The sequence below is a fragment of the Pedobacter immunditicola genome (genome assembly GCF_037482985.1).
Taxonomy (GTDB): Bacteria; Bacteroidota; Bacteroidia; order Sphingobacteriales; family Sphingobacteriaceae; genus Pedobacter; species Pedobacter immunditicola.
The window spans coordinates 451,043-470,803 of sequence record NZ_JBBHKC010000002.1; the positions used below are offsets into that span (position 1 = coordinate 451,043).

20 protein-coding genes are annotated in these 19,761 nt (G+C 40.8%); 6 read left to right on the forward strand and 14 right to left on the reverse strand.

Annotated elements, in window-relative coordinates; genetic code table 11:
• Positions 1–42: 42 nt before the first annotated feature.
• Entirely contained in the window at positions 43–666 is a 624-nt protein-coding gene (locus WG905_RS04455; RefSeq protein WP_339590500.1) for a 2'-5' RNA ligase family protein, read from the reverse strand.
• 256 nt (positions 667–922) lie between these two features.
• Between WG905_RS04455 and WG905_RS04460 the strand changes: the two genes are divergently transcribed.
• A complete protein-coding gene (locus WG905_RS04460; RefSeq protein WP_339590501.1) occupies positions 923–1,411 on the forward strand; it encodes a hypothetical protein in 489 nt (162 codons plus the stop codon).
• Between the two features lie 255 nt (positions 1,412–1,666).
• Here the strand turns inward: WG905_RS04460 and pcaF are convergent, their stop codons facing one another.
• The 12 genes from pcaF to WG905_RS04520 form a co-directional block, all read right to left on the reverse strand.
• The gene (gene pcaF / locus WG905_RS04465; protein WP_339590502.1) at positions 1,667–2,881 is read right to left on the reverse strand and encodes a 3-oxoadipyl-CoA thiolase; all 1,215 of its coding nucleotides are present in this window, start codon (positions 2,879–2,881) and stop codon (positions 1,667–1,669) included.
• Positions 2,882–2,896: 15 nt separating this feature from the next.
• A complete protein-coding gene (locus tag WG905_RS04470) occupies positions 2,897–3,397 on the reverse strand; it encodes an FUSC family protein (RefSeq protein WP_339590503.1) in 501 nt (166 codons plus the stop codon).
• A 44-nt stretch (positions 3,398–3,441) separates the two neighbouring features.
• On the reverse strand, positions 3,442–4,785 hold the full coding sequence (locus WG905_RS04475; protein ID WP_339590504.1) for a 3-oxoacid CoA-transferase: 1,344 nt from the start codon (positions 4,783–4,785) through the stop codon (positions 3,442–3,444).
• Between the two features lie 16 nt (positions 4,786–4,801).
• Positions 4,802–5,581 carry a 3-oxoadipate enol-lactonase gene (gene pcaD, locus WG905_RS04480; protein ID WP_339590505.1) on the reverse strand — a complete coding sequence of 260 codons (780 nt, stop codon included), beginning with the start codon at positions 5,579–5,581 and terminating at the stop codon, positions 4,802–4,804.
• A 30-nt stretch (positions 5,582–5,611) separates the two neighbouring features.
• Positions 5,612–6,397, reverse strand: coding sequence for a 1,6-dihydroxycyclohexa-2,4-diene-1-carboxylate dehydrogenase (locus WG905_RS04485; protein ID WP_339590506.1), 786 nt, complete (start codon positions 6,395–6,397; stop codon positions 5,612–5,614).
• Positions 6,398–6,415: 18 nt separating this feature from the next.
• The gene (gene benC, locus WG905_RS04490; RefSeq protein WP_339590507.1) at positions 6,416–7,435 is read right to left on the reverse strand and encodes a benzoate 1,2-dioxygenase electron transfer component BenC; all 1,020 of its coding nucleotides are present in this window, start codon (positions 7,433–7,435) and stop codon (positions 6,416–6,418) included.
• Positions 7,436–7,441: 6 nt separating this feature from the next.
• Positions 7,442–7,927, reverse strand: coding sequence for a benzoate 1,2-dioxygenase small subunit (gene benB / locus WG905_RS04495; RefSeq protein ID WP_339590508.1), 486 nt, complete (start codon positions 7,925–7,927; stop codon positions 7,442–7,444).
• Positions 7,928–7,938: 11 nt separating this feature from the next.
• Positions 7,939–9,282, reverse strand: a complete 1,344-nt coding sequence (locus WG905_RS04500; protein WP_339590509.1) for a Rieske 2Fe-2S domain-containing protein — start codon at positions 9,280–9,282, stop codon at positions 7,939–7,941.
• 46 nt (positions 9,283–9,328) lie between these two features.
• On the reverse strand, positions 9,329–10,243 hold the full coding sequence (gene catA, locus WG905_RS04505) for a catechol 1,2-dioxygenase (RefSeq protein WP_339590510.1): 915 nt from the start codon (positions 10,241–10,243) through the stop codon (positions 9,329–9,331).
• A gap of 44 nt (positions 10,244–10,287) precedes the next feature.
• Complete coding sequence (gene catC, locus WG905_RS04510) at positions 10,288–10,584, reverse strand: muconolactone Delta-isomerase (protein ID WP_339590511.1); 297 nt, start codon at positions 10,582–10,584, stop codon at positions 10,288–10,290.
• A 2-nt stretch (positions 10,585–10,586) separates the two neighbouring features.
• Positions 10,587–11,714 (reverse strand): muconate/chloromuconate family cycloisomerase, encoded by a 1,128-nt coding sequence (locus WG905_RS04515; RefSeq protein ID WP_339590512.1) that lies wholly within the window; start codon positions 11,712–11,714, stop codon positions 10,587–10,589.
• A gap of 113 nt (positions 11,715–11,827) precedes the next feature.
• A complete protein-coding gene (locus WG905_RS04520; protein WP_339590513.1) occupies positions 11,828–12,751 on the reverse strand; it encodes a helix-turn-helix domain-containing protein in 924 nt (307 codons plus the stop codon).
• Between the two features lie 148 nt (positions 12,752–12,899).
• Between WG905_RS04520 and WG905_RS04525 the strand changes: the two genes are divergently transcribed.
• Complete coding sequence (locus tag WG905_RS04525; protein WP_339590514.1) at positions 12,900–14,471, forward strand: calcineurin-like phosphoesterase C-terminal domain-containing protein; 1,572 nt, start codon at positions 12,900–12,902, stop codon at positions 14,469–14,471.
• An 84-nt stretch (positions 14,472–14,555) separates the two neighbouring features.
• Here the strand turns inward: WG905_RS04525 and WG905_RS04530 are convergent, their stop codons facing one another.
• Positions 14,556–16,241 carry a hypothetical protein gene (locus tag WG905_RS04530; protein WP_339590515.1) on the reverse strand — a complete coding sequence of 562 codons (1,686 nt, stop codon included), beginning with the start codon at positions 16,239–16,241 and terminating at the stop codon, positions 14,556–14,558.
• 152 nt (positions 16,242–16,393) lie between these two features.
• On the opposite strand from WG905_RS04530, the gene WG905_RS04535 reads away from it, so the two are divergent.
• The 4 genes from WG905_RS04535 to WG905_RS04550 all read left to right on the forward strand — a co-directional run bounded on the left by WG905_RS04535 (position 16,394) and on the right by WG905_RS04550 (position 19,760).
• Entirely contained in the window at positions 16,394–16,639 is a 246-nt protein-coding gene (locus WG905_RS04535; protein ID WP_339590516.1) for a hypothetical protein, read from the forward strand.
• 48 nt (positions 16,640–16,687) lie between these two features.
• Positions 16,688–17,134 (forward strand): RrF2 family transcriptional regulator, encoded by a 447-nt coding sequence (locus WG905_RS04540; RefSeq protein WP_339590517.1) that lies wholly within the window; start codon positions 16,688–16,690, stop codon positions 17,132–17,134.
• Between the two features lie 17 nt (positions 17,135–17,151).
• On the forward strand, positions 17,152–18,747 hold the full coding sequence (locus WG905_RS04545) for a S8 family peptidase (protein ID WP_339590518.1): 1,596 nt from the start codon (positions 17,152–17,154) through the stop codon (positions 18,745–18,747).
• An 83-nt stretch (positions 18,748–18,830) separates the two neighbouring features.
• A complete protein-coding gene (locus WG905_RS04550; protein ID WP_339590519.1) occupies positions 18,831–19,760 on the forward strand; it encodes a PAS domain-containing protein in 930 nt (309 codons plus the stop codon).
• The last annotated feature ends 1 nt before the right edge of the window (position 19,761 follow it).

Sequence of the window (19,761 nt, forward strand, 5' to 3'; positions counted from 1 at the left end):
TGCTTAAATTACAAATCAGGAAGCGAAGCTTACTACTTCCTATTATAAAGTAAAACTCAGTTGTTCTTCCTGTCGACTACTGCCTGAAAATGGAAAGGTTTTAACTGAATGGTATTTTCCCCAATCATGGACATCATGTTGAATTGCTTTTTTTAAAAGCACAACTTCCTCAACCTTAAAGGAAGCTTCAAACTTCCTGTTTTCCCATTCCAGCCAGGCTTGCTCATGCTGCACATCTTTCATTCCCCTTGCAATGGTGAGATGGGGCTTTGTCACAAAAATGGGTTTATACTGCTCCGTACAGGTTAAAATTTGCTTAAAGCCGGATTTGAAGTTTTCAACGATGTCAACAACAGGTGAGGGATTCAGAATATTTATATAGACGGTATGACGAGGGAAGTGGCCAAAACCAGAAAAGATGAGGTCGAAAGGTTTTATTGATCGGCTGAATTTTTCAATATCATCCACGATAGCCTGTTCCATCTTTTCACTTTGAATGAATTTTGTTAAGGTGAGATGAGGCTTCATGCTGAAAGCTTTGCTGCAACCGTATACATCCTTAAAATACTGTTTCATCTTGATCGTTTCCGCCGCTACCCATTCGTCTGGTAAGATCACCAGAAGGTAAGCAAAAAGTGGATTGTTTGCCAAATCTAAATTCATCATACAGCATTGTTGAAATGAATGAATAGCTGTTGCTTCGATCAACTGCAGATAACCGACCTCATCAATACGACTGATACATAAGATCAAATATAAATTTATGTAAATAATTTAATAGATTAAAAATCAACTTTTTGAAGTTGTTAATATATTATTCAAATGTTTTCGTTTTTGTGTGTATTTAATTTACCCCAAGAGTTATATAAATTCAGGTTAGGCAGTACGGAAAATTAGGTCGTTCATCTGAAAATTAAATGTTATGACACTAGAAAAAACAAACTGGACTAACCAGGAAGTGTTAATCCAAAGAGCACCTATTGCTGCTATTTTGAAACCCTTTTTATTAGTTTTACTGGTGATGGGAGTTGCTTGTTATGCAGTCCCGTCACTTGCGCAGGAGAAAAAAGATTCTATTACAAATGTTTATTCAGCATCAGAAGAGACTTTCAATCAAATGATTGATTATTCCAGACCCGGCAAAAATCACGAGTTATTGGCCGATATCGTTGGCACATGGAGTGTTAAAGGAAAACACTTCAACTGGACTGATTCTGTTACCAGTACGGTAGGAATGGAGTTCAGCGTCACTGTGGTAAGAAAATCATTTGCAAACGGACGTTACTTCATTTCAGATGTGTTATCGGAAGGAACATTACAGATGCCCATACAGGATGGGAAAATGAAAGAAGTACCCTATCAAGGTCTTGAAATTGAAGGTTACGATAATGTGAAATATATTCATAGATAAGGACCACTATAAATGGGAAGGTTATCAGCAAGAAAATGGAAAGTATAGGTTAGGAAGTGAAATGATTTTTACGCGGGTCCCAGGAAAATAAGTTGATGTTGCGACCAAGACATTATGATAACTACCAATGACAATGTTCAAAAGAGCATTGCATTGGTAGTTTTTCATCGGAGAATAATTTGTTTTTTAGTAAATAAATAGATCTCGAAACGGAGTCCGAGATGACGTCCCATTCGGGATGATGACAACTTAACCTTAAGCTATGCCCTCTAAGATCACGGCATAGCCTTGTCCCACGCCTACACACATGGTAGCCAAAGCATATCTCTTATTTTGTTTTTTTAATTCCAATGCTGCCGAGTAGGTAATGCGTGTACCTGACATCCCCAGTGGATGCCCTAAAGCAATCGCACCACCATTCACATTGATCCGGGGATCATCAACCGATAAACCAAGCCCTTTGATGCAGGCAATCGATTGAGCGGAGAAAGCCTCGTTCAGTTCGATGATATCCATATCTTCGAGGGTTAAACCGGCTTTTGCCAATGCTTTTTGACTGGCACTTACCGGGCCAATACCCATAATCCGGGGTTCAACACCTGTAACCGCACTGGCTATAATTTTAGCTACCGGTTTAAGCTTGTATTTTTCTACCGCTTTTGCAGAAGCGATATAAACTGCCGCTGCACCATCATTTAAACCTGATGCATTGCCGGCGGTTACTGTTCCATTTTCTTTTTTGAATGCTGCCTTCAGTTTCGACAAGCCAGCTAAGTTAGTATTGGGTTTAACAAACTCATCCTGGGCGAAAACAACAGGATCTCCTTTTCGCTGGGGAATTTCTACAGGCATAATTTCTTCAGCCAGGCGTCCACTTGCCTGAGCAGCAGCTGCTTTTAGCTGAGATCTCACGGCAAACTGATCTTGTTCTTCCCTGCTGATATTATACATTTCTGCCAGATTTTCTGCAGTAACACCCATGGCATCTACACCATACATCTCCTTCATTTTCGGATTAACGAAACGCCATCCGAAAGAAGAATCAAACATTTGCGAGTCATTGCCAAAGGCCTTACTTGCTTTGGAAACCACCATCGGTCCACGCGTCATGTGCTCCACACCGCCGGCAATATAAATGTCACCGTCGCCAGCCTTAATTCCCCTGTAAGCATTCACTATGGCCGACATGCCCGAAGCACACAGCCTGTTTACGGTTTCACCAGGAATGGTGACTGGCAGGCCCGCTAAAAGTAAGGCCATGCGGGCAACATTCCGGTTGTCTTCACCAGCCTGGTTATGACAACCCAAAATAACATCTTCAATTTCAGAAACTGGTATTTCAGGGTTCCTGCGTAATAATTCTTTAATAACTATTGCAGCTAAATCATCCGTACGGACAGGAGCGAGTGTGCCCCCAAAACTTCCTATAGGTGTGCGGATGCCATCTATGATAAAAACTTCTTGTTCCATTGTAATTTTAATCTATTAATCGTGCAGTATTTTTAATTTTTTAATGATCCAGGACGTGCTTACTACAATAGCTAAACCCAGTAAACAACCTAAAGCGACGGTTAAAAAACGCAGAACGGGGGCATATTCAAGATTGGTTGATGAATGCCAGGAAAGGATAATGATCAGGGCAACAACTGCTACCCTGGCCATGTTCAGCATTTTAAAGAGATGACAGAAAATGATGGTTACAATTATTCCAATAACCATCACTAAAGCATTTGGTGGGTGGATTAAATAACAGATCAATCCAACACCCGAGCCAACTAAATTTGATTTAAACCGCTCAATTGATAATCGCTTTGAATCTTTTTCCTCAGGGGAGATGACCAGTACAATTGATAAAAGTGTCCAGAACAGCTCTTCATGCAGATATTTTTTATAAAGAAAATAACCAATCAGGAAACCCAGTACACAACGAAACGTATATATGATGGCGTTAGTATATCCACTTGTATTGATCCAATCCTTTAACATTTTCTCTACATATAAGTTCAGATAAATAAAAACTTCTATTTATCTTATCCAATCAGTGACTCAAAACTGGCACTTGTTTTTGCCTTAACATCTTCAAGTGTTGCTCCAGGCATTAATTCTATTAAGGTGAGTTTACTATCTATAAATTTGAATACGGCAAGGTCTGTAATAATCATATCTACTGCCTGAAGTGCCGTTAGCGGTAATTCACAAGAAGGCACGATTTTAGGCGTACCATCTTTTTCGGTATGCATCATGGTGATGATCAGTACTTTTGCACCGGAAGCTAAATCCATTGCACCGCCAACGCCTAATAACGGCTGACCAGGAACGGCCCAGTTGGCAAGGTTTCCTTGTTCGTCTACCTCTAAGCCGCCCATTACCGCTATATCCACATGTTTACCGCGGATCATGGCAAAAGAAGCTGAACTATCGAAATAAGAACTTCCAGGTAAAGCTGTTACCGGAATTTTCCCTGCATTTACGGGGTAGTCCATTGCACCGCCATCAGCAGGAGCGGGACCAACACCCAGCATCCCATTTTCAGTATGCAGGATGATACCATCTTCAGGTGTAATTAAATCAGCAACCAGGGTAGGTATACCGATACCAAGGTTCACCACATCGCCTTTTTTTAGTTCTGCTAAAGCTCGTTTAGCCATGTTCAGGCGCATTTCTGAAGGTTTCTTACCCGTGCTGATGGAGGCTGAACTGCCAAGATCTTCTAGGGTAAGGGTTGCCTGCACCAGGTAATCTATATAACAACCTGGCGTATGTACATGCTCAGGCAGAATCTCGCCTACAGCAACGATTTCTTCTACTTCAGCAATCACAAGGTCTGCAGCAGTAGCCATAGCAAGGTTAAAGTTTTGCTCTGTCATTCTGTATTGCAGGTTACCTGCGGTATCTGCTCTCCAGGCGCGGATAAAGGCGACATTACCACGGATGCCCGGAATTAATACCTGTTCTTTACCATCAAATATTTTTGTTTCCCTGCCTTTAGCCAAATCAGTACCTGCAGAGGTTGGTGTGTAAAAAGCACCAATGCCTGCGCCACCGGCACGCAGTGCTTCAGCTAACGTGCCCTGAGGTAATAATTCATACGCGACAACACCGTCCTGTGCCGCTTTAACAGCCTCAGGATTGGAAGTGAAAAATGAACCTATCATTTTTTTTAACTGACCATTGCGTAACAGTCGTCCGCCACCAATGCCGACCTCGCCTACATTGTTGCCAATAAAAGTTAAATCTTTAGTCGATGTTTCTGCAAGTGCATGCATCAGGTGTACAGGGTTACCTGTCATCCCAAAACCACCTTGTAATAAGGTGTCACCATCTTTTACAAAAGCTACCGCTTCTTGTAAAGATATTTGTGGTACTTGTTTCATTTTATAGATTATAAAATTAGTTTTCTGAAAAATGTAAAATATGTTTGGCGAACTCTTCTGCACATTCCACGCTAGAGAGGTGTGCAGCATCTAAAGAAACATGTTTGGAAACAGGAATGCGTTTCGCTAGAAACTTCCCGTCTTCAACGGTTGTTACCTGATCTTGCAAGCCGCTGATCACCAAAACCGGTACTTCCAGGTCATAGAGTTGAGCACTGAAATCGGCATCGCGAACAGCAGCACAACTGGCTGTATAACCTCTCAGGTCGTTGTTTTCAAAGTTCTTCAATATTTGTGAAACGGTGTCTGGAGCACTTTCTCTGAACTCAGGCGTAAACCATCTTTCTGCAGTTGCATCGACGATGCTTGCCATTCCGTTTTCCAGAACCTGTTGAATTCTGGTATTCCAGCCTTCTTCATTACCGATTTTTGCTGCGGTATTGCTGAGGATGATTTTTTCGAAACGATTGGAATAATGGATACCGAGCCACTGCCCGATTAAACCGCCCATGGAAAGTCCGCAGAAATAAACTTTATTAAGTTTTAACTGGTCCAGTAATTCAATTACATCCGTTCCAAGTTCTTCTATACTTACCTCGTCCTGTTTGATGGTGCTATTTCCATGACCCCGGGTATCCATCCTCAATACATTGAAATGATGACTTAATATATCCAGCTGGTAATCCCACATGGTAAAGTCCGTGCCAAGAGAATTAGAAAAGACGATGGTTTTGTCATTCCCAAAATCTTCGAATTCGTAATAGCAATCGCTGTTTGATAATTTTATGATTGGCATTGTGATGTTTTTAATTCAGTTTATTTAATATTAACCCAGATCTCCGCCACCTACCGGAATTGTTAAACCGGTGAGGTAAGAAGCTTCGTCGGAAGCAACAAATAAAATAGTGGCCACTTGTTCGTCGATGGTACCATATCTTTTCAATACGGTTGAATTAACGGTCTGATCTACAATTTGTTGATACCAGATTTTTTCTTGTTCAGTTTGAGGATTTTCATTCCTCGGTACAAGGCGTTCAGGGGCTGAAGTTCCTCCCGGAGCTACACCAACTACCCGGATGTTATTTGCTGCCTGTTCTAAAGCTAAGGATTGGGTAATGGCATTAACACCTCCTTTCGCTGCCGCATAAGGTACACGGTTAACACTTCGTGTAGCAACAGAAGAAACGTTTACGATCGTTCCTCCTCCATTTTTTATCATTACAGGTAAAACAGCATGGCATCCCCATAACGTTGGAAATAACGAACGCCGAACTTCCTTTTCTATTTCATTTTCCTGATAATGCTGGAAAGGTTTGGCCCAAATGGTGCCGCCAACATTATTAATTAATATATCGATGCTGTTAAAAGCCGCTACTCCACTGGCGACAGCTTGTTCAAAGCCTTCCAGTGTTTCAAGATCAGCTTCAACGGCTATTGCTTTTAAGTTTTCTTTCAAAAGATCCTGTAAAACTTCCTGAACAATGGGTGAGCGGTCTACAAGAATTACTGCACCTCCTTCTGCAGCTATTCTACTAGCTACACCTTTTCCTATACCTTGTGCTGCACCAGTTACCAGGACAGTTTTATGTTGAAATCTATTGTGAAATATCATTGTTGTTTTCTTTGTTCTTTAAGATGCGGTTACAGGATTTCCTGTAGAGACGAATTTTTCCATATAAAAATTCGAATAATTAATAGTCTCAGTCTTCAATGCTGTTTTAACTGATTCTACCATGGCATTAGGGCCACAGATGTAAACATCATAATTTTCTAACTCAAGATGTTCTTTGTTGATCCATTGTGTGACGAAGCCACTTGGGTGTTTTTCGCAGCTTTCATTGGATACACAGGTATATATTGTTAATGGAAGCTTAGCTTTGAAACCTTCCAATAGTTCCATTTCTACGAGGTTGTTTTCAAAGGATACGCCATAAAAGAGGTGTATCGGATGTTCAACTCCCGATAGGCTTAATTCTTCTAACATAGAAATGAATGGCGCTATCCCTGTGCCACCCGCAAAGAATAGACTCGGTTGCTGAAGAGGACGGAGGTAAAAAGTACCCAGTGGACCAGTTAATTGTAAAGTATCACCGACTTTGGCTTCATTACTTAAGTAAGTGCTCATTACCCCATCATTTACCAATCGGATTAAGAAAGTAAGCTGATTGGAGTCTGTTAAATTACTGAAGGAGTAGGATCGTGTAATGCCTGTTCCGGGAATTTCAATATTTACATACTGACCGGCAAGGAAGTTTAACGCTGCTCCATCTGCTGTACTCACACTAAGCTTGATGACTTCTTCGCCTAAGAAGGCTATTTCGGTAATGGTTGTTGCAAAGCTTTCCACTTTTACTTTACAGGCCGCTGAGCTGGCTAATATCTCGACAACCATATTAGTCTCGGGACGGATTTGACAGGCAAGTCCAAAACCCTTTTCCGCCTCTTCGTCTGAAAGGGCATCTTCAATATAATCTCCTGGATCGTATTCCCCCGATAAACACATACATTTACATGTGCCACAGGCACCGTCTGCACAATCAAGTGGGATATTGATACCCAGGCGGTATGCACTTTCGGCAATAGTTTCACCTGGTAATCCCGCTATGATACGGGTTACACCGTCTTCAAAATTCAATGCTATATTTGCCATTTTTTATTAGATATGATATACATCGATAACCTGACGGATGTAATCGTTTTTTAGGATAACTTTCTTGTTTGAAATAAGGTATGAATCTTCAGTTTTCTTCAGGGTGTAAAAAGAAGTTCCAAAATAATAGTCGGAGGTCTGGTACCTGAAACTTAAGGTATACCAATTGAACCTGACTTTTATTTCCTGGTCATTTTCTTCTAATATCTCCAGGTTGGTGATATTATGTGTAGTTCTGGGCTCAGGCATGGAAGCACTTGAACGTTCTGTCTTGATTCTGAACACCCTGTCTTCCAAACCATCGCGGTTTGGGTAATAGATTAAGGAAATTTCTGTTTGAGGATCCTGCGTAAGTTCATCTTCATCATCCCATGCTGGCATCCAGAATTCCGCTTTTTCATCGTAATGTTTTAGCCACTCGTCCCAGAGTTTATCATCCAGGCACCTGGCCTCTTTATATAGAAAAGATTGTATTTTAAGGTAATCTGTCATATTTGCAATAATTATACGGTTAGAGAATCTGCTTTGTTCACTGCTTCTTTCATGCTTTCTAACCAATAATTATGTTGCACTAAGAAAAGACCCTCGTCTTCTGATTTATTTCCGCTGAGCTTGGGATTGATGCCCATGGCCACAGCGTTTTCGTCCGGGCCATCAACCCAGTTTTTTGCTCCTCTGGAAGCATCATTCCATGCTAATGCGATTCCTTTATAGCCATTCTGACAAGCCCTGAATTCTTCAAGGTCATCTGGTGTTCCCATGCCACTTGCATTAAAGAAATCTTCATACTGACGTATGCGGACAGCTCTTTGTTGAGGATCTTCGTTTTTCGGAGCGATACAGTAGATCGTAATTTCGGTTTCATCGACAGAGATCGGTCTGATCACACGTACCTGATTGGAGAACTGGTCCATTAGAAATACGTTGGGATAGATGCCAAGGTTCCTGGTTAGGTTGACCATAAAATCAGCCTTTTCTTCTCCGAATTCTTTTATTAATCGATCTTTTTGATGGTAAACAGGACTTACTTCAGGGTTGATTTTTCGGGTCCATAATAAAATATGTCCGTTTTCAAAACCGTAAACACCACCGGTGCTCTTAGACCAGCCGTTGGCATCAACAGCTTTGGTACCCTCGTTTTCATATTTGCGCCTGCCCATGGTAGCCACATAATTCCAGTGTACAGAACTTACATGGTATCCATCAGCGCCATTTTCCATCTGCAATTTCCAGTTGCCTTTATAGACATACGTAGAACTTCCCTTCAAAATCTCCAGGCCAAATTCAGCCTGGTCTACCATTTGATCAATGATCACTTTGGCATCGCCTAAATATTCCTCCAGTGGGGCAACTTCAGCATTCAGACTTCCAAATAGAAATCCTTTATAAGATTCAAAACGGGCTACTTTCTTCAAGTCATGTGATCCTTCACAGTTGAACTCGTCAGGATAACCTGCTTCTCTTGGATCTTTAACTTTAAGTAGCTTTCCGGAATTATTGAAAGTCCAGCCATGAAAAGGGCAAGTAAATGTAGATTTATTACCCTTTTTATGACGGCATATCATTGCGCCTTTGTGGCTGCAGGCATTAATTAAAGCATTTAAATCGCCTTCTTTATTTCTTGCAATAAAAACAGGCTGCTGACCAATATAAGTGCTGAAATAATCATTTTTCTCAGATATTTGACTTTCATGAGCCAGGTAAACCCAATTGCCTTCGAAAAGATGTTTCATTTCCAATTCAAAAAGGTCAGGGTTGGTAAATGATTCCCGGTGATGTCTGTAAAGGCCTTTTTCTTTATCGTGAATAAGTAAGCCTTCTAAATATTCCTGAGTGATTTTATGCATAATATTGGTTTTATTGGTAAATACTTTAACTAGGTTAGTAAGCCTGTTACAAAGCGGCGTGAGTTCTTTTATTCTCTGCTGCGAACAGATTTTCTCTTTCTTTAAGGATGTTAAAGTCAAAATCTATAGAAGCAAAAGCTTCATCTTTACCTTGTTTCGTAGCTTCTTCAAGTGAAATTCTTTCGATATTAGGCACTAAATCCTCACGTGTTGCAAAAGCAAAATCATCATAAATTAAAGGATCACCCGCAATATTGATTTGGGTAGTTAGTTTTCTGAACCCTGGTGCAGTCACAAAAAAGTGAATATGTGCTGGTCTGCTGCCATGTCTTCCTAATGCAAACATTAAGCGTTCGGTAGCTCCGTTTGGCGGACAGCTGTATCCTACAGGCAGGAAGCTTTTGAACTCATATTTTCCATCAGCACCTGTTCTGATCGCTCTTCTCAAGTTAAATGGTGATTGTGAACTATCGAAATAAGAGTACAGCCCATTAAGGTTGCAGTGCCAAACTTCTACTAATGCACCTTCTACTGGTTTGCCTTCTTCATCTTTTACATAACCATGCATGTATAAACGTTCACCGTTTGGTTCCGGTTCATTTTCTAATTCAGCATAGCTTAAACTTTCCGGAGAACCTGCAACATATAATGGACCTTCAATTGTTCTCGGGGTTCCGCCAGTGATGCCTGCCTTTTCTTCCTCATCATCCATGATGATATCCAAATAATGTTCTAATCCTGATCCGGCAACTACTAAACCCATTTCATTGTTTTTTCCAGCCTCAGTAAACCAATCTACTGCTTTCCAGATTTCTTCTGAAGTGATGTTCAGATCTGAAATTGCGTAAAATAAGTCCTTTGTTAAACGGTTCACGATTTCTTTAACTCTCGCATCACCTTGATCTGCTTTTTCAGTGCTTAGTATTTTATTTAATACCGCATCTATTTTTGCTCTTTCCATGTTTATAATCAGTTAATTTTTAAAAATTTAATTAATCTTTGGTTTTAGTGTGCCCCTTCTTCGTCTTTAATCGAAGAATAGTGGTGGCAAAGAGAGGTTACCTCAACTTCCATAAAAGGATATAGTGGGAGTGACATCAAGATGTCATGCATTTCTGTTGCACTGTCTACATTAAAAATGCTGTAGTTTGCATACAATCCGGTGATGCGCCAGATGTGCGTCCATTTCCCCTCCTGCTGTAATTTTTGTGATAAAGCTTTTTCTGTCGCTTTTAAATCGTTTACATAATCCTTATCAAGGTCCAACGGTATATTAACCGTCATTTTTACATGAAATAGCATAATTAGTTTCTTTTAAATTTTTCTACCTGGTTCCAATCCATCTCCAGTCCTAAGCCTGGAGCTTGAGGGATTTCCATGACACCATCGGCGTAAACGATAGGGTTTTTAACGATATCTTCTGTGAGCAATAAGGGGCCAAAGAGCTCGGTACCCCAATCCAGATTACTTAAGGAAGCGAACACATGTGCTGAGGCAAGTGTACCGATGGTGCCTTCAAGCATGGTGCCCCCGTATAAAGAGATGCCTGCACCTTGTGCAATGGCGGCCTGTCTTTGGATATTGCTTAAACCACCAGATTTAGAGATCTTCAGCGCAAATACACTTGCAGCATTGATCTTAGCGAGCTTAAAGGCATCACTTACGGTTCCGGCAGCCTCATCGGCCATAATCGGAACCTCAAAATATTCTGTTAGCCTTGCCAGTCCTTCAAAGTTTGTTTTTACAATAGGTTGTTCTATTAAATCGATGCCAGCATCCTGAAGCTTTTGTATACCTCTTTTCGCCACGCTTTCGGTCCAGGCCTGGTTGATGTCAACCGTTACCTTGATGTCTGCACCAACTGCTTTTTTGATGGCAGCTACATGTGCGATATCGGCTTTAGGATCGTTCCTGCCAATTTTCAACTTAAAAGTATTGTGCCTTTTACTGGCAATCAGGTCATGTGCTTCTGCAATGTCTTTTTCTGTGTCACCTGACGCTAAAGTCCATAAAACCGGTAGTTTGGTTGTAATGGCTCCGCCTAATAAATCATACACCGGTACCTTGTACCTGATGCCTTTGGCATCAAATAATGCAGATTCTATTGCGGATTTCACGAAATGATTGCCCTGTATATTTTTATTTAAAATATACATTAAGGCATTAATGTTGTTTGCGCTTTTTCCGGTAATTAAGGGTGTCACATATTGGTCGATGGTAAGTTTCATTCCCTCAGGAGATTCGTCTCCATAAGTTAAACCGCCAATGGTTGTGGCTTCACCAATTCCTTCAATGTCATCACTGCAAACCACACGAACGATCACCATCGTTTGTTTGCGCATTACTGCCATTGAAAGCATGTGTGGACGTATAGTGGGGAGGTCTACAATGTAGGTCTCTATACGTTCAATTATAGGCTCATTTTGCTTCATATTTTGTTTAATCGTACATAGGTTTTAGCTCATTATTTTAAAATGAGTTAACAACTTTATTCTTGTAAGATCAAACTTATTGAAATATTTGCCTGGAATTAAGGACTAATCATTTAAAAGTTGGACAAATCGTCACTAGTATTTTTTATGAGAGATTTTTTTATGCCTGTGGAGTTCCTGAATTCTCTTGGCGTTATTCCTGTTTTCTTTTTAAATAACCGCGTAAAGTAGGCAGGATCCTCAAATTGGAGCAGGTAGGAGATTTCGTTTACTGACTTTTCTATGTTCAAAAGCATAAACTTTGCTTCTGTAATAAAATAGTTGATTAAGATCTCTTTCGGGCTTTGATGGGATACGTTTTGACAAATTCTGTTGAGGTAGCCGCTGGTAATTTTTAACTCTGCCGCATATTCTTCAACTGTCTTTTTATAGGAATAAGATTCTTTAATCGATTGTTTAAATCTTCTAAAATATAAGGCGCTGGAACTATCCACCACAACAGAGGAATTGTGTTCTGTGTGCTGCAGTCTGTATAGGTTAACAATCAGCTGGCCGACCAAAGAATGCATCATTAATATCCGGCCGGATAAATTAGTATGGTATTCATCTACACATCTTTGGGCTACATGATATATAGCCATTGTTTGTAGATTGTCTTCTGATATGTGGGTATACTGAAATACATCTATTGCTGTTAATATATCAATATCGGTTTGAATCATGTGTTCCAAAGCAACATCCGATAAACTGATGATCCACCCATTTACGTCTCCGAGGTGTTTAAAGCCATGATTTAAGTTTTTTGGAATAATTATGAAGGCCGGGCCATGGATCTCAAAGGTTTCCGTATTGATGTGTAGTTCGGTTGTGCCACTGTTAATTAAAAACATTTGCAGCAGCTTATTATGGGCATGCACTTTTACGGAACCATGAAACTGCTTCCCAATAATTCCAAAGGGATAGATATTGATTAATCCGCGTTCAAATTCAATGGAATCTTTACCGTATAACCCACTAAAAACCTGTTTCTGTGTCATCTCCACCCTTGTTAATCCTGTAAAAGTAAGGATTTTATGATGTTGTCTAATATTTTATGCTGTTTGAATCACAAAAAAGAGCTTAATATTAAACGTATCTTAACATTACAAAAATATGGGTTGAGTAGCTTCGCCAAAAAATGAGTACATGAAAAGAATTTCTTTAGTTGCAGCGGGGTTGTTGTTCACGTTGGGAGTAAATGCCCAAAATATAGCAAAAGGGTATATTTACGAAGATTTAAATGGCAATAAGAAACATGAGCGGTCCGAGAAAGGGATCCGGAATGTTGCTGTAACCAATGGGCGGGATGTTGTATTGACTAACCAGAAAGGTTATTATGAGCTTCCAGTCAACAATGACCAGATCATTTCTTTGATTAAACCATCCGGGTACAAGATACAGGTGAATGAAAACAACCTCCCACAATTTTTCTATAACCATAAACCGAAGGGATCGCCAGGCTTAAAATATAAAGGTGTAGCGCCGACTGGCAAACTACCATCTTCCATAGATTTTTTATTGACTCCGGTAAAAGAAGATCAAAACTTTACGGCCCTGATTTTTGGTGATCCACAACCTTACACTTTACAGGAAGTTGATTATTTTGATAAAGGCATTGTTAAAGAACTGGAAGGCGTTAAAAATGTAGCATTTGGTTTAAGTATGGGTGATTTGGTGGGTAACGATCCTGATCTTTTCAACCCTTATATTAAAGCCGTTCATAAAATTGGCATTCCATGGTATAACTTAATGGGAAACCATGATATCAATTTCGATGTAACAACTGATTCATTATCGGACGAAAGTTACGAAGCACATTTCGGACCTGCCGATTATGCCTTTAATTATGGTAATGTGCACTTTATCGTATTGGATGATATTTTGTATCCCGATCCAAGGGACGGAAAGTCTTACTGGGGTGGTTTGAGAAAAGACCAGCTGGCCTTTGTGAAGAACAACCTGAAGTTTGTACCTAAAGATAAACTAGTTGTTCTTGCTTTCCATATTCCTATCGGTGAAGCCGGAAATGACAAAGGCTTCAGGGAAGCAGACAGAATTGCACTTTTCGAACTGTTAGCCGATTACCCTCATACTTTATCCCTTTCTGCACATACACATAACCAGAAACAGCTTTTCTTCACCAGTAAAGATGGATGGAAACAAGAAAAAGCGCATCATCATTATAACGTAGGTACCACATCTGGTAACTGGTATTCTGGAGAATTGAATGAGCAGGGAGTGCCTGTATCAACCATGAGCGATGGTACGCCAAAAGGCTATGCTTTTATTAATTTTAAAGGGAACCAGTACGATGTAGATTATAAGGTTGCTGGTAAGGCAAAAGAATACCAGATTGAAATTTCTGCTCCTAAAGTGGTGGAATATGAAAAGAAGACTTCGGCAGGAATCTATGCTAACTTCTTTATGGGTTCTGAAAAAGATGAAGTGGTTTACCGTGTTGATCATGGCGAATGGAAAAAAATGAAGTATATCCCTGAAAGCGACCCGGCATTTTTAAGTGTCTTGCATAAATGGGACAATACGGAGAATTTATTAACAGGGAGACGTCCATCTGCAGCAGCTGAAAGTAAACATTTATGGAGAGCGGCAGTGCCGAATAAGTTAGCTCCCGGTGAACATACTATTGAAGTTAAAGCCACTGATATGTTTGGCAAGAGCTTTACGCAAACCAAAACGTATAAAATCGTTAAGCGCTAAGTTTAAAAATAAGAAACAATTCATCAGAGCTGAATCATTTTATTTGATTCGGCTCTGATGAATAGATATTGAAGACCCTTTCTTTTAATTTTTTAAGGCAGGGGCAGGGCTAGGGGTTTTGATCCGATCAGCAAGCGTACTGATTAAAACTGCAGCTTGCAAAGGCTCAAGCGTCAGGTCGAATCCTGAAGTGTTATTTTTTACTTCAAACTTTTCTGCTACCAGGTTATAAACGTCGGTTTTCTGGTTCTGGGGAACCTTTATGCGAATGGTTTTTTTAACAGGATAAGGATTATAGTATAAAAAGGTTGGATTGTCATTTTTGCCATAGAAATCGGTCGCGTTTAAATCCAGTTGCAAAATGCCGGGAACTTCGGTTTCTTTCACCATTCCTCCAAAGATACCCACATGAGCACTTCCATACACACTAAACTGGGATACTTCAGGGTTTCCCCCAGGTACCCATTTCGGTCCGTCACCCTGTGCAACAGGTGCTTTTAAAGAAGTATAAAGGCTGTCGTAAGTAGAAGCCATTGCTATTCCTTCATAAGCGATAACTCCCTTGGTGACGGCGGCAAATTCTGGCAGGGTCTGGTGTGCGGCCGGCATGTATTGAGGGTAATATAACCTGGAGGCATTGACCGCATTAAGCATCCATTTGCCGATGGCATTGGCATACTGTGGCTGGTATTTAACCAATGGTACCAGGGGCCATGCTGCATCAAAAGTATTCATCAAAAAGCTGTAGCCACCATGATCAACAGTACTGCCTACTGTCCCAGAAATATCGATTCCATTCCAATTTCCCGTTAAAACGCCCCAGCCTTTACGGCAAACGGCGGTGCCGTCAAAGGTCCAGTTCAGCATTTTGTGTACATCGAAATCTGTTCCTTGTTCGGCATTCATCCGGGCAGCTAAATAAGCGCCAAAAGGCATGAGTAATTCGTAGGTAGGGTTAATTTCCTGTGCCTCCAAAGCTTTCATGGCGCTGATGGCACCTTGGAGGTAACGGGGATCGCCAAACTTCAGGTAGGCTGAGTATAGCACATAGGCATGACCTGCCGCTGCATCGGCCTGTATACAGATATGATTGGTCATGGGCTGCATCTTACCATAATCAAAATAAGAATAATTATAATTGCCATTTAAGACAGAATCAGCTTTAAAAAACTGCTCCGCAATTGTCCTGGCCAATTCCTCAAACATCGGCTCATCGGGATATTGATCATAAATGGCATAGAAAAGCACATTTGGGTACACATCATACCACCAGTCACGCCCATAACCGCCACCTAAAAGGGCAACTTCCGGCGCCGTATTGTTCATCATGATATTCCAGCCGGTGTCCTTGTTAAAGTAATTCTTTAACATCCCCACATAATTGATGCCTCCCGAATCGCTTTTGTCAATACCCACCAGGCTTGCCCCCAGTACTGCGCCCATGTTGGCGAGGGCTTCATGAAACATGCCTTTATTATTGCCCTTGCCCTGGCGCACATCACCTATTGCTGTATAAACGCCGATTACCGGCTGCTTAAAGTTTTTACCTGTGGTATCCATCCAGATCAATGGCCAATACTTGCCCTCACTATTAAAATTATACACAGTACTGTCAAATTTTAAAGCCATCTCCTTCCAGTCAATAATGTTTAAAGGGGCAGGAAGATCTGCCATTTCGTTCACCCTGGTAATAGCGGTCTGACTTACCTGTGCCTGGGCCAGGCCAGTGATCAGGAGCAGCAGCAACAAATACTTACAAATGAATTTCATGGTTGAGGGTTAAGTAGATAGGTGTCATATTTGGCCTCGTTTAAGATACCGAAAATTTAAGCATTTTATAAAAATGAGGAGATTATAATATAAACACAAAGAACAATTGCTAGTTTATATCGTTTAGATAGGGTAATCAAAAGTTCATCACCATGACATACAAAGAACTTCTTCAAACGCTGGCAGATAAAGCTTCGGGAAATTATGCAGCTTACCTGCAATCAAAAATTGATACCTTAATTAATGTACATGATACACTATTGCCTGAAAAAACCCAGCAGTATAAAGATGAATCAGAACGTTATGAAATGAAATTCAGTGCTGCACTGGCTACGGTAAAAAACGTACAGGGACTGGACGAAGTTGTTCCTGAAGAGGATATCAATAGTTTTCTGTAATATTTGCGTTATTATAATAACTAAATCTTTTGTTAGCTTTGTTATAATATGTTATCAAAGAAAACAAAGTATGCTATAAAAGCGCTGATAGCACTGGGGAAGAATGTTAACAATCCTCCGATGCAGATTGTCAGGCTGGCCGAGCAGGAGATGATACCCAGGAAATTTCTAGAACAAATCTTACTGGATCTCAGAAATGCAGGTTACTTATACAGTAAAAAAGGGGCCGGTGGGGGGTATAGCCTGAATAAGGATGCCAAGGATATTTACCTTGTGGATATCTTACGCATTACCGACGGGCCTATAGCCATGGTGCCATGTGCAAGTATAAAGTTTTACCGTAAATGTGACGAATGCCATGATGAAGTTACCTGTGGTATCCGTAAAACATTTCTGGATGTGAGGGATGCTACCTTGAAAATACTTTCCCATACCTCTATTGCAGATGTCATTGCGCGTGAAACTTCAAGCCCTCTCGAAAACGAACATTTTTAAACGAAAGTATTAAATTTATGAATAGAAAGAACTTTGATATTTTATCAAAAAAAACATTTAGTCTGGCTCTTTTAGCCGCCTTACCATTCTTTTCTTTTGCTCAGAAAGAGAACTGGCAAAACCTTGACCTGCAGAAAGATTCTACTTTTGGTATCAGTACGGAGAAAGCCCACCAAGAGTTGTTAAAGGGCAAAAAAGGTAAAAAAGTAATCGTTGGAATTTTGGATAGTGGTGTGGATTTCAATCATGAAGACTTGAGCACGGCCATCTGGACCAATCCTAAAGAAAAACCAGGCAACAACAAAGATGATGATAACAATGGTTATATAGATGATGTTCGTGGCTGGAATTACCTGGGCTCCGCAAAAGGTTCAATTAAACATGAAACCCTGGAGCTGACAAGACTTTTGAAAAGGGACGAAGCCAAGTTCGCAAATGTGAGTGAAGCTACAGTTTCGGCAGAAGACCGTGCTGCTTATGAAGCTTATAAAAAAATGCGTGCCGAATATGAAAAAGAATTGGCGGAAGCGAAAAACGGGTTGATCAATGTACAGGGGTTCAAGGCGGTGATAGATGCCGTAGTGAAGAAAATGGGTAAGGAAGAACCTGCATTGACAGATTTTGAAAGTTTCCAACCGGAAGGTGAAATGGAAAACAGGGTAAAAAGCCTGATGGTTTCACAGCTGCAGACACAGAGTTTTAAAGAGTTTTATGATGCACAGATTGTGAAGGGCCTGGAATACTTTAGTGGAAAGGTCAAATATAACCTGAATATGGATTTTGATCCAAGAACAGAATTGGTGGGCGATAATTATGCAGACAGCCGGGAACGTATCTATGGAAATAATGACATCACCGGTCCTGATGCCAGCCATGGTACGCATGTGGCCGGGATAGTTGCGGCTAACCGTAACAATAGTTTGGGTATCAAAGGAATTGCAGACCATGCCCTGATACTGGGCGTAAGGGCAGTGCCTGATGGTGATGAGCGTGATAAAGATGTAGCTAACGCCATTCGTTATGCTGTGGATAACGGTGCAAAGGTATTAAACATGAGCTTTGGTAAAGGTTATTCATGGGATAAAAAAGTAGTGGACGAAGCTGTAAAGTATGCCATGTCTAAAGATGTACTGATTGTTCAGGCTGCGGGTAATGATAACAAAAACCTGGAAGTTGAACAAAGTTTCCCTGACCGCAGGTATGTAGATGGCGGAGTTGCAGGTGCTTACCTGGTTGTTGGTGCTTCAGGTTGGGTTGATGATGCTTCGCTTAAGGCGAGCTTCTCCAACTATGGTAAAACGACAGTTGATGTTTTCGCCCCGGGTGTGAACGTTAATTCAACTATTCCGGATTCAAAATATGCTGCCTTCGATGGTACCAGTATGGCTGCCCCTGTGGTTGCCGGTCTGGCCGCATTAATCCGTTCTTATTACCCTAAATTCTCCGCTCAGGAGGTGAAAGATATCATCATGAGTTCAGTGGTAAAAGTTAACCATGATGTGGATGTGAAGGTAGGCGAAGAAACTAAATCTATACCTTTTGCTGAACTAAGTGTAACAGGTGGTATTGTTAATGCTTATAATGCATTAAAATTAGCAGCGGAAAAGAATTAAAATTATATTTATAGCATCATTTGCAACCCTTTCTTGTAACCGAGAAAGGGTTGCGTGTTATATAACGCCAAATTTTTAATGATATGCCTACTTCTTCGATTGATTTTTTTCGGTTATCGCCCATGCCTATGTGGGTAGCTGATGCCAATACGCATGAAATTTTAGAAGTTAATCCTGCGGCCATCAACTTTTATGGCCATGATAGGTCGGCGTTCCTCCAGCTTGGGCTGAGGGATATTGAGCAGGGAGGAGTATTGACATTCCTCGACAAAGAGATTAGAACACACCGGACGAAAAGTGGCCGGCTGGCCTATGTCCACGTAGTCTGCAATCCCTTGGAATTTCAGGCCAGACAAACACACTTATTCTTGATCACAGATTTTACGGAAAGTATTGAAAGTGAGAAAAAGATTCAGGCGAGTGCAGAGCGCTTCAATATAGTTTCCAAGGCTACCAGTGATACCATATGGGATTATACCCTTCATGCTGATGAAATCGTCTGGAACCGTGGTATCAAGGGGATTTTCGGGCATAAGGATATCATTAACCACACCACAAGCAGCGATTGGTGGCAAAAGCAGATACATCCGGAAGATCAGCAACGGGTGACCGATAAAATGCAGCGCCATCTTAAAGATAAGGTCAGCAGGTGGCATGATGATTATCGTTTCAGGTGTGGAGATGGCAGCTATCGTTATGTTTTAGGGCGTTATTTTCTCGTGTTTGATGAATCAGGGCTGCCTGTACGGATCATCAGTGCCATGGAGGACATCACCAAACGCAAGGAATACATACACGCCATTGAAGAGCAGAACAAACGGTTCAAGGAAATTGCCTGGATACAATCACATATGGTGAGGGCACCACTCGCCAGAATTCTAGCTTTAGTTGACCTGATCAGGATTGACCAGCCTGATGAAGATTATAAGGTGATACTTGAGTATTTAACGAGCTCAGCCAAGGAATTGGATACCGTAATCAGTAATATTGCTGATAAAGCACCGATGGTTTAAC

Coding starts and splice junctions, on each gene's coding strand:
- WG905_RS04470 (WP_339590503.1), bottom strand. CDS start 3,397: ATGTTAAAGGATTGGATCAATACAAGTGGATATACTAACGCCATCATA.
- benB (WP_339590508.1), bottom strand. CDS start 7,927: ATGACAGATTACCTTAAAATACAATCTTTTCTATATAAAGAGGCCAGG.
- WG905_RS04455 (WP_339590500.1), bottom strand. CDS start 666: ATGATGAATTTAGATTTGGCAAACAATCCACTTTTTGCTTACCTTCTG.
- WG905_RS04460 (WP_339590501.1), top strand. CDS start 923: ATGACACTAGAAAAAACAAACTGGACTAACCAGGAAGTGTTAATCCAA.
- pcaF (WP_339590502.1), bottom strand. CDS start 2,881: ATGGAACAAGAAGTTTTTATCATAGATGGCATCCGCACACCTATAGGA.
- WG905_RS04515 (WP_339590512.1), bottom strand. CDS start 11,714: ATGAAGCAAAATGAGCCTATAATTGAACGTATAGAGACCTACATTGTA.
- WG905_RS04535 (WP_339590516.1), top strand. CDS start 16,394: ATGACATACAAAGAACTTCTTCAAACGCTGGCAGATAAAGCTTCGGGA.
- benC (WP_339590507.1), bottom strand. CDS start 7,435: ATGGCAAATATAGCATTGAATTTTGAAGACGGTGTAACCCGTATCATA.
- pcaD (WP_339590505.1), bottom strand. CDS start 5,581: ATGCCAATCATAAAATTATCAAACAGCGATTGCTATTACGAATTCGAA.
- WG905_RS04525 (WP_339590514.1), top strand. CDS start 12,900: ATGAAAAGAATTTCTTTAGTTGCAGCGGGGTTGTTGTTCACGTTGGGA.
- WG905_RS04520 (WP_339590513.1), bottom strand. CDS start 12,751: ATGACACAGAAACAGGTTTTTAGTGGGTTATACGGTAAAGATTCCATT.
- WG905_RS04550 (WP_339590519.1), top strand. CDS start 18,831: ATGCCTACTTCTTCGATTGATTTTTTTCGGTTATCGCCCATGCCTATG.
- WG905_RS04545 (WP_339590518.1), top strand. CDS start 17,152: ATGAATAGAAAGAACTTTGATATTTTATCAAAAAAAACATTTAGTCTG.
- WG905_RS04485 (WP_339590506.1), bottom strand. CDS start 6,397: ATGATATTTCACAATAGATTTCAACATAAAACTGTCCTGGTAACTGGT.
- WG905_RS04475 (WP_339590504.1), bottom strand. CDS start 4,785: ATGAAACAAGTACCACAAATATCTTTACAAGAAGCGGTAGCTTTTGTA.
- catC (WP_339590511.1), bottom strand. CDS start 10,584: ATGCTATTTCATGTAAAAATGACGGTTAATATACCGTTGGACCTTGAT.
- WG905_RS04540 (WP_339590517.1), top strand. CDS start 16,688: ATGTTATCAAAGAAAACAAAGTATGCTATAAAAGCGCTGATAGCACTG.
- catA (WP_339590510.1), bottom strand. CDS start 10,243: ATGGAAAGAGCAAAAATAGATGCGGTATTAAATAAAATACTAAGCACT.
- WG905_RS04500 (WP_339590509.1), bottom strand. CDS start 9,282: ATGCATAAAATCACTCAGGAATATTTAGAAGGCTTACTTATTCACGAT.
- WG905_RS04530 (WP_339590515.1), bottom strand. CDS start 16,241: ATGAAATTCATTTGTAAGTATTTGTTGCTGCTGCTCCTGATCACTGGC.